We start from the raw sequence: 14,175 nt of genomic DNA, 5'->3' as shown, positions 1-14,175 counted from the left end.
CCTAAAAAAGTCGCCTTATGTGCTGTTATGCATAAACTCATAAATCACTTTTTTGCGATTCTCAGGGATCAAAAACCTTTTGAAATGAGACTACCTGAAACTCATATGAAACTGTATATAAACACTCGTTTAAAAATTGTTGTTTAACGTATATTTCCAAACTATTCTTTGTCCATTGTTTGTATATAAATGATGGTTTATTAAGTATACTTTTTTTTCAAAATAATTTTCTCTAAAAAAACTATTGACTTTTTATAACTGGTCTATACAATAAAAAAAGCTAAAATAGCTATATGAAATTAAGAAACTCACAAAAGTTCATGTAAAATTTTATAAATTTTTATTGATAAAGTTAACTAAAAGTATTTATAATTACTATATGAAACCCTTATATAAACTAAGCATAAAAGAACATAGAACCTCTAAACAAATTACTCAAAAAGAATTAGCAGCTAAAATTGGTATAAGTCAAAACTATTTAAGTGAAATTGAAAATAATAAATATGATATAAGCATATCTTTATTATTAAAAATAGGAAAAGTACTTAAAATTTGTCCTTTTTCTTTGATAGAATGCTATTATATTTCACATAAGTATACAATTTAAATCATTTGATACTATTATTAAATTCCCCATCATCAATATAGTCCATTGCTTTTATATAGAAAATATGCACTATTTTATGCATTAATTTATCGCTTATATTTCTAGTAATAGTTTTAGGTAATAATGTATATAACTTTTTAACTACCCACTCTTCTTGTTCTTTACCTGAACTTAATACAGCATCTTTTGCTAACCTTTTAGCTTGCAGCATAAGTACATAAACGATTGATTTGAACTTTTCCCATTCTAGAAAAGCGAATAGAATTATACTAACAAGTATTACGATAATGAATTTGTATTCCCATAAAAATGTTAAAAGATCTTTCATTTAATAAGCCTCCTAATTAACTAGTGCATACCAAGTTAATTTACCAACAATTCCATCTTGAACAAGATTGTTATCTTTTTGAAATTGCTTAACGGCTTTTTCAGTCTCTTCTCCAAAATTTTTATCAGCTCCAAATCTCGGTAATTTATATCCCTTTTCAAGTATAATTTTCTGTATTAAACCCACAAAATATCTCTTAGTACTGTTTTTCTTAATATTAGGAACTTTACTTTCTGTTTTTCTTCCCCATATCCCATCAACTTTTAAAGCTTTACCATATTTATCACTAAAAAAAGCTTCATTACATAATTCTTGAAGTTGTCTAGTCCAAAAACTTCCACATTTAAAATGTGATGATATAACAACTGCTTCAACTTCTTTAATAAATTTACTTTTTGAAATCGAACTACCAGGACATGTTTTATTGGAATTCTCTCTATGAAATCTTATATATGATCCCTTATTATCAAAGTATTTTGCCAATTTAATTATGTTCTTCTTTTGATCACCCTCTAAAATATCATATCCACAATCAAAATTTCCTACCATCTCACACATAAATGCACCTATATTATGACCTAATATTGAAGCTGGAGTTCTAGCAAAAGCTCTTCCAGTTACAAACTTTCCATCTGGAAATAGTGAAACATGTTGTCCAATATCAGACCACCCTTTATGTTTTATATGATAATCTCTCATTGCCTTTTGTAGAGAAATTGCATTTGAACCTGAGTATGATGCATGATTAGGCTTCCATGTATGATGTATATGAAACTCTTTATATTTATATCTATCCAATTCGTTTAATAATTCTTCTATCGTTATAATTTTGAACATATATATCACTCTCCTATCTTCCAAATATTAATCCTAGAATTATTCCTATAATTCCAGTACCTACAGATGTTAACATAGCCATTTTAAACTGTTGTGCTTGTTTTGAAGGCTCTTCTTCAATTTTATCTAATTTATTTGCAATGGAAGCTATAGATCCCTTAATTTCATTTAAGATGTTAAATATCATCTTTATCTGCTCATTGCTTACATCACTCCTTCTTTCTAATGCCGTTATTCTTGTTTCAAAATCATTTTTAGAATTTTCTAGTGATTCAAGTCTCTTTTCTAATGCTTTTAAGTAATCATCATTCATAGTACACCTCCAAAAAGGCAAAATAAAAAGACTATATTTTAGTCCCTATTTTGCCTTTTAATATTATTTAGTTAGTTCACCTTTTTTATCTATTGCGAACTAGATTCCTCTTGTACTGGTGGATTCAACTTATCTAACAATGGTTGAATATCTTCTTGTACAATATCCTCATAAGTAGTTGGTAATAATACGACTTTCCCTTGTAAGTATTCTTTTGAAAATAAATTATGGTCTATGCAATATTCTATACTATCTAATGAATTTTTCTTATTTGCACCTAATATCATTCAAATCACCTCTTTATAAATTTTGAACTATGAACATTCTCATAGTATCTTCAAGTGTCATTATTTTTTTACTATGTTCCTGTTGACCTCGATTAAGTCCCTCGACTTGGCTTTTTACGCCACCAGTCAAGTATTTTGCAGAAAAAACACCAACTGCGTTCTCTGATTCTCTGATAGGTGCATAGACCATAAATACATCGCCATTGATTGCGCCTATGACCATAAAACTCGATCCATCATCCGCAAGTGTTATATCCTCTTTAGCTATTTCCTCACCTTTGGAATTTAACAAAATATCTATACCTTCAACCGCATAAGGTAAAGTGATTTTGCTATCTGTATAAACAAATTCTTTTGGAATATATGAGCTAATCTGAACGTGTCCATCTTTGTATGCGTATGGTTCACCTTTTACTATCAAGTCGTATTCTTTTGGTGTTACTAATTCATAATTTAGGATGATTGACGCTTGAGATTGTAACCACGTTTCTAATCCCACACTATCTATTGAAGCAAGTCTTGTTTTATCTATTCTAATAACAAAATTCCCTGCATCACTTATAGCAATACATTCAACATCATTGTCATAGAAATAACTAAACGAAACGATGGGAAAATTAATTCCAAATAACTCTATATTTGCTATAAGTAAATTAGTTGACAATTTTATGTTTGTTATTCCAATATCAGATAAAGATTTATAAAACCCTACTGTTGTAGTTTTTTCTTGATATTCAGTCCATCCTGTAGCATTTTTAATTATACACTTGTCTTTAACAGTCCTCTTAACAACCTTCTTATCAACAAAGTTAACTTCATCTTTAGCATCACCTACACTACTTAGAGTTAAGATTTCTCCGTTTTCGTCAAGTGCATATGCGTAGCATAAGCTTTCTTCGTATGGTACGTAGTCAGTTTGTGTGCTACCTTCTTCAATTTGTAAATCACATGCATTTCCACTTGACGAATATCCACTATGATTTTTAAATATTCTCCAACCTAATCCTTCAATATACTGGTCTGTCAAAGTAGTATTCACAATATCTTTAGTTGTAACTATTACTGAGTGTCTGCGCCCAGTTCCAGTAATAGCAAGTGACGTAGTAAATAAACGCTCATTTGTATAAAATTTCTCACCCATTGGTACTACTATTGATAGAGTATATTGTGTGTTAGGTTTTATTTTCTTTAGTTGAGCTGTAACGCTGTTATGAAATTCATCGGTTTCAAAATATTTAACGTTATATGCTAAATTTTTATTTATACTCATAAATCTTTGAGCACAAATTGTAGATTTAGTGTTGTTGATGTATGGGTGTTTTTGCAATAATTCATCCGTCGTTAAATTGTTGTATTCGTCCAAAGTAATAGGTGTTATTTGAAAGGCATCTTGCAATAATTCATCTCCACTAACATAAACTCCTAATGTCGAGTTTATATTTATCCTGTGAATAGTTTTCGTGTTAATGTCATTAGGTGCAACTTTTAGTCCAACTCTAACCCATTCATTGCTATTTATAGCCACCATATCATGGCAAAGTGTATGCCAATCTGTGTCTCTTATTGCAAGCTTTGCATGAGTTTGATTATCATTTAGTCTTTTTACGTATACACTCAGGATAAAATAATTATTTATGTTTAAACTTATATCTTTATATAAACCAAATTCACCATTACCACTGGCGATTGATTTCAAACTTTGATTCCCGTATACTTTATCATCACTGTAGTTAATTACATCGGTAGAATTAGCCGATTGCCAAAGTGACTTGTCTTCACAATCTCCATCACTACCAAGTAAATTGGTTAAAGTTCTACCTTCAAACTTAACAGTGTCGATTTGACCATTAAGGATACTGTCCTTATAAGTATCTCCAACATCATTCCCCTCTGCATCAAATCCCTTGCCAACTTTAAAAAATGAACTAGGATTATATATTCGTGGTGTGGTAGATTCTTCTTTTATTTCGTTCGTAATTTCTGCCAATTGCGAACTATTTCCTCCAACTATGCTTCGTAAATCTTCAATTTCCAATTTAAAATTACTTGACAATTCATTTTTAGTAATTCTTCCATTACCCATTTCTTACCTCTCTTTATATATCTTAATATTTAAAAATGAAAGCATAAACATTAAATTATTTAAACCTTCACTTTTTTATCTTTACTCTTAATTATTTAATTCATCTTTTATCCCTATTGTGAATCTAATTTTTGTTCAATTTCTTGTCTTTTTCCTAATCCAAATTTATCTCCAATTTTTTGAAGCGTTACTTCTCTTGTTTGACCTTGCTTTTCTTTTAATAGAACATACTTTGCCCAAAAACTCATTATAAAGCACCTCCCAATAACGCATCGCCTAACTGTATAGTTAATTCACTGATTTGTGCTTTTAAATTAATAATTTCTGTTTCTGTATCAATAGGTTCTACATAGTTTTCATTAAGACTAAACTCACCATCAACATATTTATACTTTCTAACTTCAATACCTTCAGGCATTTTGTCTATTTCGGCTATATGCATAGTAGGTACGCCATATACCATACCATTAACTTTTATACCATTAGACACAGTTTCTATTGATTCATTAATCTCTATTATTATATTGTCTTTATCCATTAGAATTTTCATTATACTTTCCCCCATAAATTAAATTTTTTTGTTTCACCGCCAACACCATCTTGCAGAGCAATGCCCAAGCTTTTATCATAACTTGAAAGCAGAGTAAACGAATAGTTTTGTAGTATTATAATACTGTTATCATCTGTTAAAACTGCACCTTTTATATCATCAACTATCTCTGAAATATCAGTAGTATTCATTACACTTGTTGTATTATCTTCTGCCACTTTAAGCGTGACAGCGTATGAAGTATCATTATCACTAATCTGATAAAAAGCTATAGCTCTATCATTGCCTATAGTGAACAATGATGAGGGACAAAAGGCTAAATACATATGGTTATATATACGACAATCTTCACCAACTGTTATACTACCATTAGCAATATCAGTAACTTCAAAGGCTTGAACTATAAAGTTTCTATCTTTAACATCATTGTTTAGCATATGTCCATTTTCTCCGTAAGAGACTAAGAATTTATTATCAGAAGATAACTTACGTAGTGTTATTGAAGAAAACCCATAAGAACTACTGGCAATAAACTGGTCACCGATAATAGAAGCAGAACTATTTTCATTTATAGTCAACACAGAAGCACGCATATTATCGCAATCCGAATCAGAAAAATTAAGCACTAAAACAAAATTAGGAACAATTTCTACAGCTGTTACTGGAAAATAATAAGTATCAAAAACATAAATAGTTCCCATAGAAATAGTATTATCGCTATTTAGTGTAAGTTTTAAGACCCCTCCATCATGATAGCTATCGGTGAATAGTATATTTATCTCACTGTCTATCGCTGTTTCATGTATTGTAATATACTCAGGAGCGTAAGTGCTATATATAAGAATTTCTCCTGCTGTTATTAAATCATTACTATCTATAGCTAGTAAAACAGCTCGCCCATTCTTATCATCATAATTAGTGTATAACAATATTACACGCCCATCAGGTAGAAGATGAACACTCAATGAAGAAAGGGCTGTCAAGTAGTCTATAACAAATGTTTGTGTAACCACTGGTAGTAATCCTGATGTGTCAATAATTTTTGCAGTTAAATTTACTTTTCTTGAGGTGCTATTACCAGTATGATATATTAATAAAACTTTTGTACTAGATAGTTTAATACTTTGATAATCATAAATCGGTTTTGACTCATAGGTTGTAGAATTAATAACTCTGATTTCTTTGTCAAAGCTTTTTACCATTTTACCTTTTAAAATATCGACTAAATCCCCTTTTCCTATGTTTTCACCCAATCCAATTTCTGCTTGTAGAACATTTCCTGGTAATTTAGCACCTCCACCAACATTAATTTTCCCATATGCCATTAAGCATCACCTACTTGCTTGATTAATTTTAAATCACAATTCAAATCTACTTGTGGTTGTGAACTAGCATATAACCTAACATAACCATCAAAACTCTCTGTAACACTTTTCAAATCACTAGCATTTTCTAAACTAGATAAATGCACATTAATATCAACTATAGTATTGCTATTTATTTTTGTATCGCTATAGTCATATACCCAAAAGCCCCTTGTTGCAGTATCATCAATCCAGTTTGCTGATAGTATTGAAATATTTTGAATTATGTTCACAATATCTTTCAATTGCGCACAAACAGACCTACCGTCACTACATTTTACATTATCAGCAATAGTGACAGGATATATAATATCCCAATCACTATTGCTATCATTTCTCGTTTTTATTACTACATTTTTATTCGCCATTTATTACACCTACCTTAAACAATCGTTTGGAAAAATATTTCACCTGCATTTGCTTCAGCTGGTAATGTATCACCTATTTTAATAGCAGCACTTTCGGCAAAACTAGCGATATCAATTTTTCCATCATTGTTTGAATCGTATGTTGCTTTCATCATATCACCATAACCGGAAGAAGATAATTGATTTGCTACATAAGTTTTAACAGCATTTTGACTAGGCACTTTTATATTACTTGTACCCAATGCTGTACTTGCATCTACATTTGTCTTGTCAAATTTATTACCTAAAGCATTAGTAATAGTTGTTGCAAAATTAGGGTCATTTCCTAGAGCTTGAGCCAATTCATTTAAAGTATCAAGTGTGGATGGACTCGAATTCACTAACTCTGTAATTTTATCTACAACATATTGTGTAGTTGCTTTAGCATTCCAATTGGAACGTTCTGAACTAGTAATGTGTACAGTTGTATCTCCTGTATGTTGCTCAACTGTATCACCGCTATTAGTCACTACTTGCATTGCTTTAGTTTTTGGATATAAATTATCCCATACTTCACCATTTTTTTGTTTAATTTGAATATTTACATCTGCCATATTAGTCATCTCCCATTATTTTATATTAGTTCAAACCAGTAAACATCATCATTTGTTGGTGGTTGAGTACTGGTTTGAGCATTAGCAATATCTATCCCACCACCAACATTAAAATCTGTCTCACCAATATCTTGTAACCATAATGTATTATTATTATAACTTTCAGGTTCCAAAAAACTTACATTCACAATATCATTCAATTGCGACCTATCCTTTTCAATAGCAGCTACCAAATCATCCTCTTCAATTTGACTTAAATCACCTATTTTGTTATCTACGTAAATCTTATCTGATTTATCAACAACACTTTCTAATATTGTTTGAACATCTGTACTTAATTTTTGTTTTGTTACAGTTCCATTTTGTATTGATTGACCATCATTAAAAACTAGATTATTAATTTGATTCCTTAAAACTCTAAAATCAAAACAAACAGGTTCTTCTACTGTACCAACCCAAGGCTCTCCAATAGCATCTATGCTTTGATTATTAGAATTAATGCTATAATCTCTGCCCTCTTTTAGCACAACAGTATTTTTAGTAACTATCAAGCTATCAATATCAGAATTAAATGCTATTATATCTCCTGTTATAAAATTTATATTGGATGCTGTGCTCTTCAAATCATAAGAACCTTCTAATATAGTAGTTGTTGTTATGTTGCTTGGGATATTTTCTTCAACTTCTTTAAATTTATTGTCTATTTTATCCCAGTTATCATTTAATATAGTTTCTATATTAAATGTGCTATTGCCATCTGTACTGGGATCTATCTTGTACAAGTTTAAGTTCTCAGTATTACTAGGCATTTACTTCACCTCCTGCAAATTTATTTAATTGTGTGTTTTGTAATTCATTAATGGTTATTGCATTGTGTATATCTTTAATTAAAAGATATTTGTAGTCATATTCCACTTTCAAATGAACAGGTTTAATGTCTCTAATAGCATTTTGCAAATCTTGCATATTTGAAGGTACTCCATATATGCTGTTAAATTTAATTTTTATACAATCTTCAAAAGATACATCAACATTTCCATTTGTCCATGAATCAACAACCTCTTTTATTAAATCTGAATCACATTTACCTACCCCTCTTAATCTTCCTTTTATTCTTGCTCTACGCTCTTGATAGGGTAAACTAGGGTTAATTTGTAACCCTAATTCTTTTTCCCAAAATTCTAGTCCCCATGTAGCTGTATCAACAAACTTTTGATTCAACTTATCCTGAATTAGATCCTTTAGCTCATGAATCTCTTCTTTTTCACTATTCATTATTTCTTTAAATTCTTTTATGTCTTTTAGATATTCAGGAAGGTAATCAAGTAACTTCATTTAATGTAACCCTCCCAACTACAGGAATATTTTCAGTCATTTGAATATTTGAGGTATAGCTATTCACAGTAATGTTGGAATAATCTATACCACCAGCTTCATCTATAGCTTCTAATAATATGGCTCCAATTTTGGCATAGCTAACAACATAACTATCTTTCATTTGCCAATCTTTTACTATTAAATCCTGAAAGTATTCTTTTAGTTTCTTTGTAAATGTAGCTGTTACATTATCCGATGATACTCCTGATATATCAGCAGAGATATCTATTGTAATACTTTCAGGTGCTTGTACAGTACAAAAGGCTCCTATTGGAGCCTTACCCTTACCTAACCCTTCAGAGTTTGGATCTAGATATTCTTGTACAGAAGATATTAATTCACTTGAAGCGGGTTGCATATCGCCCCCAGCCACAAGAATTTTCAAGGTATTATTCCCATTCCAAAGTGGAAGAATTCTAGCCCCTCCTACACCATCAACTTCATTTGCCCATTCTAAGTAATGATATATATTTCCACTAGTTGATGATTTTTGAACTCTAGTAGTAAATCGCATTAACAGCTCCTCATCAGTTTCTGTATCTTCCCCTGGTATTAATATATCTGTTAATTTTGCAGTTGTAAGATCCTTAACATAATCAATAGGCAAAAGAGTGCCAAATTGAGTATTGCCAACCTCTCCAGCTTTTTCACACTCCATCTTATAACTATTTTCTTCAATGCATTCAACCACTTTATAAGTCAACTCATCTATACCAAATCTAGTACCTATAGGGATATTTGTATTAAATTCACCTTTTCTTGCTGCTTTAGTTTCTTTTTTTCTATAAACACCCATCTCAGCGCATCTTTTGTCTAGATATTCACCATTGCTGGTATGAGCAAAAACTAAACTAAGCGAAGACTCTATTGAAAAATACATTTGGGCTAACTCAAAAGCTGCAGGAGCCAATGCATTATAAATTATGGAACCCTCTCTTTTATCAATATTATCGGGAACTCTTTCTAACATTCGTTTAAGTATTTCTTCATAAGTCATAAATTCACCTCACTTTTTATGATACCTTCTGTTGTAATTACCTGAAACTCTATAAGCAACCCTTCTCCCCTATTAGAAAATATAAAATTAATAGTATCCGAAATTCTATCATCTTGAGTCAAACATTCTTTGATTAATCTAGGGGCTAGAACTTCGATATAAGCTTTATCCATTCCAACAAGTCCAGTTAATTCATGACCATAATTCCAAGAATATATAAGATAATCATATCTAGTAGTATTTAGCATAGCCTGAATGGATTGCTTTATAGCTTCTTTACCATCAGTATATCCAACTATTCTACCGTCATAGATTCTCCAAGTTTTGCTTGGATAACTATTAAGTGATACCTTAATGGAATCTAGATTACTTTGGGGTAATAGAAATTGTGGCATCAAAATCACCTACTTTATCAAAAATTAAATATTGCTGTCCTAAATTGATAAGTATTAATCTATCATTCAAGCACAGTTTTTCCCTTAAAATATACTCTTCTAAATCTTTTGTAACTAATTTAACTTCCTGAAGATGTTCTGGAAATATTAAAACTTTCCCAGGAAGCTCAAGTCGTTTCTCCACTAAAACCTTAAAAGGATCAACACTAGATACTGTTCCAAACAATATACGAGCATTAATCCCTTCTAAACCATCTTTTACAATTTTTCTTATTTCATTATACATTAATATATCACCAACTCTAAATCCATTAAATATTCATTATCCAAAATTCTATGAGTGTCAGATTTTATAAGATACCATCCATTAATCCCTTCTTCAGGTATAGATATAAATACACTATATCCAGCTCTACATCTAATATCGCCTATTACATTTTTCAAACTAAAAGACATCTTTTCTCTGTTCTTAAGTTCCAGTAAATTTTCACCCTTTTTATGGATTTGTGCATCATTAAGTTTTTCATCAACTATCTCATGGTACTGTAGTTTTCCCCACTTACCTATATTATTGCTGTCTTGATATATAAATTCTTTTCTCTTTTCGATATCTTCATTTTGTCTAACTAATTTTACAAGGTTAAAGGTATCAGTATCTATATCCTTTGTAAAAGTATAATCACTTAACGTGCTCTCACCATCAATAATAATACCTAGCTTAGTGTTTTCGATATCTAAAAGTTCTAAGCTACCTGCTCTGTCTTGAAGAAAATACAATCTCCCAGAATCTAATAAAGTAGCTTGTAGTGCTTCTACTATCATATCAAGCCATTCCTTTTCATCACTAATTTGCTTTGGTATTACATATTTGGTGTCTTCTATTGTTCCAGTTTTTATATTATTCTCATTTGCAATGATAGATAGAATTTCACTGGCTTTCTTATTATCAAAGTATTTTGAATCTTTATATTTAAGATATCTTAATTGATCATAACAAGTTATTTTATCTTTGGTAACTTTGAAAACATATCCATAAAAAATAACCTCTTCATCCATTTCTAATCTAACTACTTGTCCATTTTCAATCTTATATTCATTTTGTGAAAAATACTGAAATTCCATGCTACCAACTTTGCCTTCTATAGAATGTTTTAATTGAATCTTCCCATGGGGTAACGCATGTATATTCCCTTCTTTATCATCAATCAGTAACCTCATCATAGATTAATCACCTGGCCTGGATATATTAAATTAGGATTTTTAATAATAGATTTATTTTTTTGGTATAACTCTCTCCACTTGTTACCATTTCCATAGAATTTTTTTGCTATAGCATAAAGTGTATCTCCTTTCTTTATTTTATAGGTTTCAGGTGTTTCTTTTTCTGATACTCTAGTGTTTTCAACTACTACTTTGGATTTATCCTCTCCAATTATTTCTGCTTTTTTAACATTAAAGTATCTGTATTCTTTTAAATCTATTGAATAGTATATATCCCCAACTTCACCAGCTTTCTCTTTGTATACTAAACTTTCAATAGTACATTTCCATTCAATGGGAAAGGCTGTTTCGGATATTGCTATGGTTAATGGCTTTTTACTATCTCTCCATTTCTTCAACATAGCAATATACTCATTAGGTTTTTTTAAGGAATTACTTGAAACATAAGGATCAGTTTGTTTGGGGAATAATCCACTAAGTTTTAAGGTGGCAAGTTTAGTGCCATTTATAAGAGTTACTTCCCCAAGGTTTTGAAGTGTTTGACTTGAATTGTTTGATTTCTCCGCTATCTCAATTTCTTCTGGTAAAACAGGAAGATCTAATTCTTCATTATCTTGCTTCAAAGATATTTTAGCCAAGAGCATACACCTCCTTTGTACTAGTTGCAATATCATCTTTTAATAAATCTCCAATTTTCTTAACAACTTTGTTTACATCAATATCATTTTTAATATCTCCTGTTTGCACCTGTACACTTGGTGTTAGAGTAACAAAATTTTCAACAGCTTTTATTTCTGCAAGTTCTCTCATCACCTTTAGATCTTCACTAGATACATCAACAGTGTCATCTACGGATCCCACATTATTAACCTGATTTACTGAGTTAATATTCATATTATCTTTGTCAAAACCACCTTGATCAAATTTATCTATTGGATTATCTTTCTCAAATATATCCTTATTAAAAATACCACCTACTGCATTATCAATGCCTTTTCCAATATCGTTACCGTAATCAAAAGCCTTTTCATATTCTAATCTATCTATATGCTCCTCATTAGGATCTAGCCTCTCAATCTCAATTTCCTGTTTCTCAACTAGCTTATCAGTCATACCTTTAAGGTCATCTCTCCAACCTGAAACTCCTTCTGCAAAATTCGTACCAAATAATGTATCAATTCCAGATGCAATTGCTTCTATAATTCCTAAAATTGCATCCCCCATATTAGCAAATAATCTTATGATTGAGCCAATAGGATCATTGAAGACATTAGCAAAAAATTCAACAAATGCTGCAATAATATTCCAAATAATGCAAACCACATCAATTATCAAATTATAAGCTCCGATAAATAAATTTCCAATAAAAGCTAGTGCAACCATAAAAGCACCCACTATTATTCCTGTTGCAGATAAACTCTGACCTGTAAACTGATTAATAGCTGCGATTACTCCATAAAATACTGCTATTAACATAATTACTCCCATTATAATCCAAGTTATTGGACAAGCAGCAAAAGCAGCATTTAACCCATCTTGTGCTGCAATCAATGCAAATATAGCTACTGTTTCAGCACACGATGCAACCTTATGTGCAATCTTTGCTGCAATATCCATAATAGTTGAAAACAACGAAGTTAATATGGTGTAATTATAAACAATAAGTGCAGCGATTATCCCCCAAATAATTGGTGCTATAATTGACCAATTATCCAAAAATAGTGAAGCAATACCTATCACAACATTCATAAGAGTACTACCTAACCCTACTATCAAAGCTATACAATTGCCTATATTACTAATAAAAAGTCTTGCACCATCAGAATTTAACAAATCACTAAACTTTTGAAATGCTGGTGCTAATGATTTATTAATCATATCCTTTATTCTAGTTATTATCTCACCATAGGTAATAGGTACATCGGCAAATTTACTATTAATATCATCCGCTGAACTGAATAATGCAGATTTAAGAACACCAGATGAAATTTTTCCTTGGGAACCCATGTCTTTTAATGTTTTTAAACTTACACCTAACTTATCTGCCATAGCCTGTGCCAACATTGGAGTATTTTGAAGTATAGAATTGAATGCATCCCCTTGAAGTTTTCCCTTCTCCATAGCACCTGTTAATTTATTCATTACATCTTTTTGAGTCTTCTGCGGAGCACCTGCAATTTTCATTGATTTTACCATAAGTTCTGAAAACCCCAACATCTCATCATTGGAACTGAATGCTCCACTTGCTTTTGTACCAAGATTGTCAACAATACCAACCATATCTTCGTAAGAAGTACGTGTCCTCCCTGCTGATGCAAATATCTTATCATTAAGTTCATTTACAGTCTGCTGTCCATCATTTATCGCTTCTATCCTTGATTGAATAGCCATATAATGGTCAGAGGCTTGTCCTACCTTATCTATATTACTAGCTATAGTATTTGTAATCCCAGCTAAACTTTGAAATTTATTTTTAATTTTTTCTACTTTCCCAACTGATTTATCTTCAGTTTGATCTATCTTTATACTTAAACTTGTATCTAATGATGCATAAGATTCGTTCAAACTTCTGCTTAAAGAATTAATTCTCTTATCTAAACTTTTACTTAATTCCTCAGTAGATTCATTTAAACTTCTACTTAAAAAACTAAAGGAACTATTCATATCAATACTCATTCCTAAAGTAGCCAATTTCATCACCTCCTTCTGCGTTTTGCCTTCGCTTGAGCTTTCTTTTCATTTGCAATATTTATATCAATACTTGCAAATAAAAAAGCTTTTTCATATCTATCCATTGCCTCAATTTCTCGAGGTCTCATATTAAACTTGTGAAGGGCATAGTGAGCATAATTTGC

Annotated in this window: 19 protein-coding genes and 1 pseudogene; 2 read left to right on the top strand and 18 right to left on the bottom strand. The window is 30.8% G+C overall.

From position 1 onward, the window contains the following. Together ACQ3F0_RS20055 and ACQ3F0_RS20050 are read left to right on the top strand one after the other, a co-directional pair. Window positions 1-147, top strand: a pseudogene (locus ACQ3F0_RS20055) (IS110 family RNA-guided transposase); the annotation flags it as partial. A 232-nt stretch (window positions 148-379) separates the two neighbouring features. After that, the gene (locus ACQ3F0_RS20050; RefSeq protein WP_428867497.1) at window positions 380-607 is read left to right on the top strand and encodes a helix-turn-helix transcriptional regulator; all 228 of its coding nucleotides are present in this window, start codon (window positions 380-382) and stop codon (window positions 605-607) included. A gap of 1 nt (window position 608) precedes the next feature. Here the strand turns inward: ACQ3F0_RS20050 and ACQ3F0_RS20045 are convergent, their stop codons facing one another. From ACQ3F0_RS20045 to ACQ3F0_RS19960, 18 genes are all read right to left on the bottom strand, one after another. Beyond that, entirely contained in the window at window positions 609-935 is a 327-nt protein-coding gene (locus tag ACQ3F0_RS20045; protein ID WP_428867495.1) for a hypothetical protein, read from the bottom strand. Between the two features lie 12 nt (window positions 936-947). Beyond that, on the bottom strand, window positions 948-1,772 hold the full coding sequence (locus ACQ3F0_RS20040) for a peptidoglycan recognition protein family protein (RefSeq protein ID WP_428867493.1): 825 nt from the start codon (window positions 1,770-1,772) through the stop codon (window positions 948-950). A 13-nt stretch (window positions 1,773-1,785) separates the two neighbouring features. Further along, window positions 1,786-2,085 (bottom strand): hypothetical protein, encoded by a 300-nt coding sequence (locus ACQ3F0_RS20035; RefSeq protein WP_428867491.1) that lies wholly within the window; start codon window positions 2,083-2,085, stop codon window positions 1,786-1,788. Between the two features lie 89 nt (window positions 2,086-2,174). Beyond that, entirely contained in the window at window positions 2,175-2,372 is a 198-nt protein-coding gene (locus ACQ3F0_RS20030; protein WP_428867489.1) for a hypothetical protein, read from the bottom strand. Window positions 2,373-2,385: 13 nt separating this feature from the next. Further along, the gene (locus tag ACQ3F0_RS20025) at window positions 2,386-4,455 is read right to left on the bottom strand and encodes a hypothetical protein (RefSeq protein ID WP_428867487.1); all 2,070 of its coding nucleotides are present in this window, start codon (window positions 4,453-4,455) and stop codon (window positions 2,386-2,388) included. Between the two features lie 113 nt (window positions 4,456-4,568). Beyond that, complete coding sequence (locus ACQ3F0_RS20020) at window positions 4,569-4,703, bottom strand: hypothetical protein (RefSeq protein WP_428867485.1); 135 nt, start codon at window positions 4,701-4,703, stop codon at window positions 4,569-4,571. Further along, complete coding sequence (locus ACQ3F0_RS20015) at window positions 4,703-5,005, bottom strand: hypothetical protein (RefSeq protein ID WP_428867483.1); 303 nt, start codon at window positions 5,003-5,005, stop codon at window positions 4,703-4,705. The genes ACQ3F0_RS20020 and ACQ3F0_RS20015 overlap by 1 nt, the downstream gene beginning before the upstream one ends. Further along, window positions 5,005-6,330, bottom strand: a complete 1,326-nt coding sequence (locus ACQ3F0_RS20010; RefSeq protein WP_428867481.1) for a hypothetical protein — start codon at window positions 6,328-6,330, stop codon at window positions 5,005-5,007. Before ACQ3F0_RS20010 ends, ACQ3F0_RS20015 begins: the two co-directional genes overlap by 1 nt. Next, entirely contained in the window at window positions 6,330-6,737 is a 408-nt protein-coding gene (locus ACQ3F0_RS20005) for a hypothetical protein (protein ID WP_428867479.1), read from the bottom strand. The genes ACQ3F0_RS20010 and ACQ3F0_RS20005 overlap by 1 nt, the downstream gene beginning before the upstream one ends. Before the next feature lie 14 nt (window positions 6,738-6,751). Continuing rightward, a complete protein-coding gene (locus tag ACQ3F0_RS20000; protein WP_428867478.1) occupies window positions 6,752-7,339 on the bottom strand; it encodes a hypothetical protein in 588 nt (195 codons plus the stop codon). An 11-nt stretch (window positions 7,340-7,350) separates the two neighbouring features. Next, complete coding sequence (locus ACQ3F0_RS19995) at window positions 7,351-8,139, bottom strand: hypothetical protein (RefSeq protein WP_428867476.1); 789 nt, start codon at window positions 8,137-8,139, stop codon at window positions 7,351-7,353. Continuing rightward, entirely contained in the window at window positions 8,132-8,665 is a 534-nt protein-coding gene (locus ACQ3F0_RS19990; protein ID WP_428867475.1) for a putative phage tail protein, read from the bottom strand. The genes ACQ3F0_RS19995 and ACQ3F0_RS19990 overlap by 8 nt, the downstream gene beginning before the upstream one ends. Continuing rightward, the gene (locus ACQ3F0_RS19985) at window positions 8,652-9,704 is read right to left on the bottom strand and encodes a baseplate J/gp47 family protein (protein WP_428867473.1); all 1,053 of its coding nucleotides are present in this window, start codon (window positions 9,702-9,704) and stop codon (window positions 8,652-8,654) included. Before ACQ3F0_RS19985 ends, ACQ3F0_RS19990 begins: the two co-directional genes overlap by 14 nt. Continuing rightward, window positions 9,701-10,099, bottom strand: a complete 399-nt coding sequence (locus tag ACQ3F0_RS19980; RefSeq protein WP_428867472.1) for a DUF2634 domain-containing protein — start codon at window positions 10,097-10,099, stop codon at window positions 9,701-9,703. Before ACQ3F0_RS19980 ends, ACQ3F0_RS19985 begins: the two co-directional genes overlap by 4 nt. Then, window positions 10,071-10,385 carry a DUF2577 family protein gene (locus tag ACQ3F0_RS19975; protein WP_428867470.1) on the bottom strand — a complete coding sequence of 105 codons (315 nt, stop codon included), beginning with the start codon at window positions 10,383-10,385 and terminating at the stop codon, window positions 10,071-10,073. The genes ACQ3F0_RS19980 and ACQ3F0_RS19975 overlap by 29 nt, the downstream gene beginning before the upstream one ends. Next, the gene (locus ACQ3F0_RS19970; RefSeq protein ID WP_428867469.1) at window positions 10,385-11,320 is read right to left on the bottom strand and encodes an XkdQ/YqbQ family protein; all 936 of its coding nucleotides are present in this window, start codon (window positions 11,318-11,320) and stop codon (window positions 10,385-10,387) included. Before ACQ3F0_RS19970 ends, ACQ3F0_RS19975 begins: the two co-directional genes overlap by 1 nt. Further along, window positions 11,317-11,958: a LysM peptidoglycan-binding domain-containing protein gene (locus tag ACQ3F0_RS19965; protein WP_428867468.1), complete on the bottom strand. Its 642-nt coding sequence runs from the start codon at window positions 11,956-11,958 to the stop codon at window positions 11,317-11,319. Before ACQ3F0_RS19965 ends, ACQ3F0_RS19970 begins: the two co-directional genes overlap by 4 nt. Next, on the bottom strand, window positions 11,951-14,011 hold the full coding sequence (locus ACQ3F0_RS19960; protein ID WP_428867466.1) for a tape measure protein: 2,061 nt from the start codon (window positions 14,009-14,011) through the stop codon (window positions 11,951-11,953). The genes ACQ3F0_RS19965 and ACQ3F0_RS19960 overlap by 8 nt, the downstream gene beginning before the upstream one ends. Between the last annotated feature and the right edge of the window lie 164 nt (window positions 14,012-14,175).

Source organism: Clostridium sediminicola, assembly GCF_050402865.1.
GTDB lineage: Bacteria > Bacillota > Clostridia > Clostridiales > Clostridiaceae > Clostridium_AF > Clostridium_AF sediminicola.
Note: the sequence above shows the minus strand (reverse complement) of the source record. Positions and strands in the feature narration are given on the sequence as shown.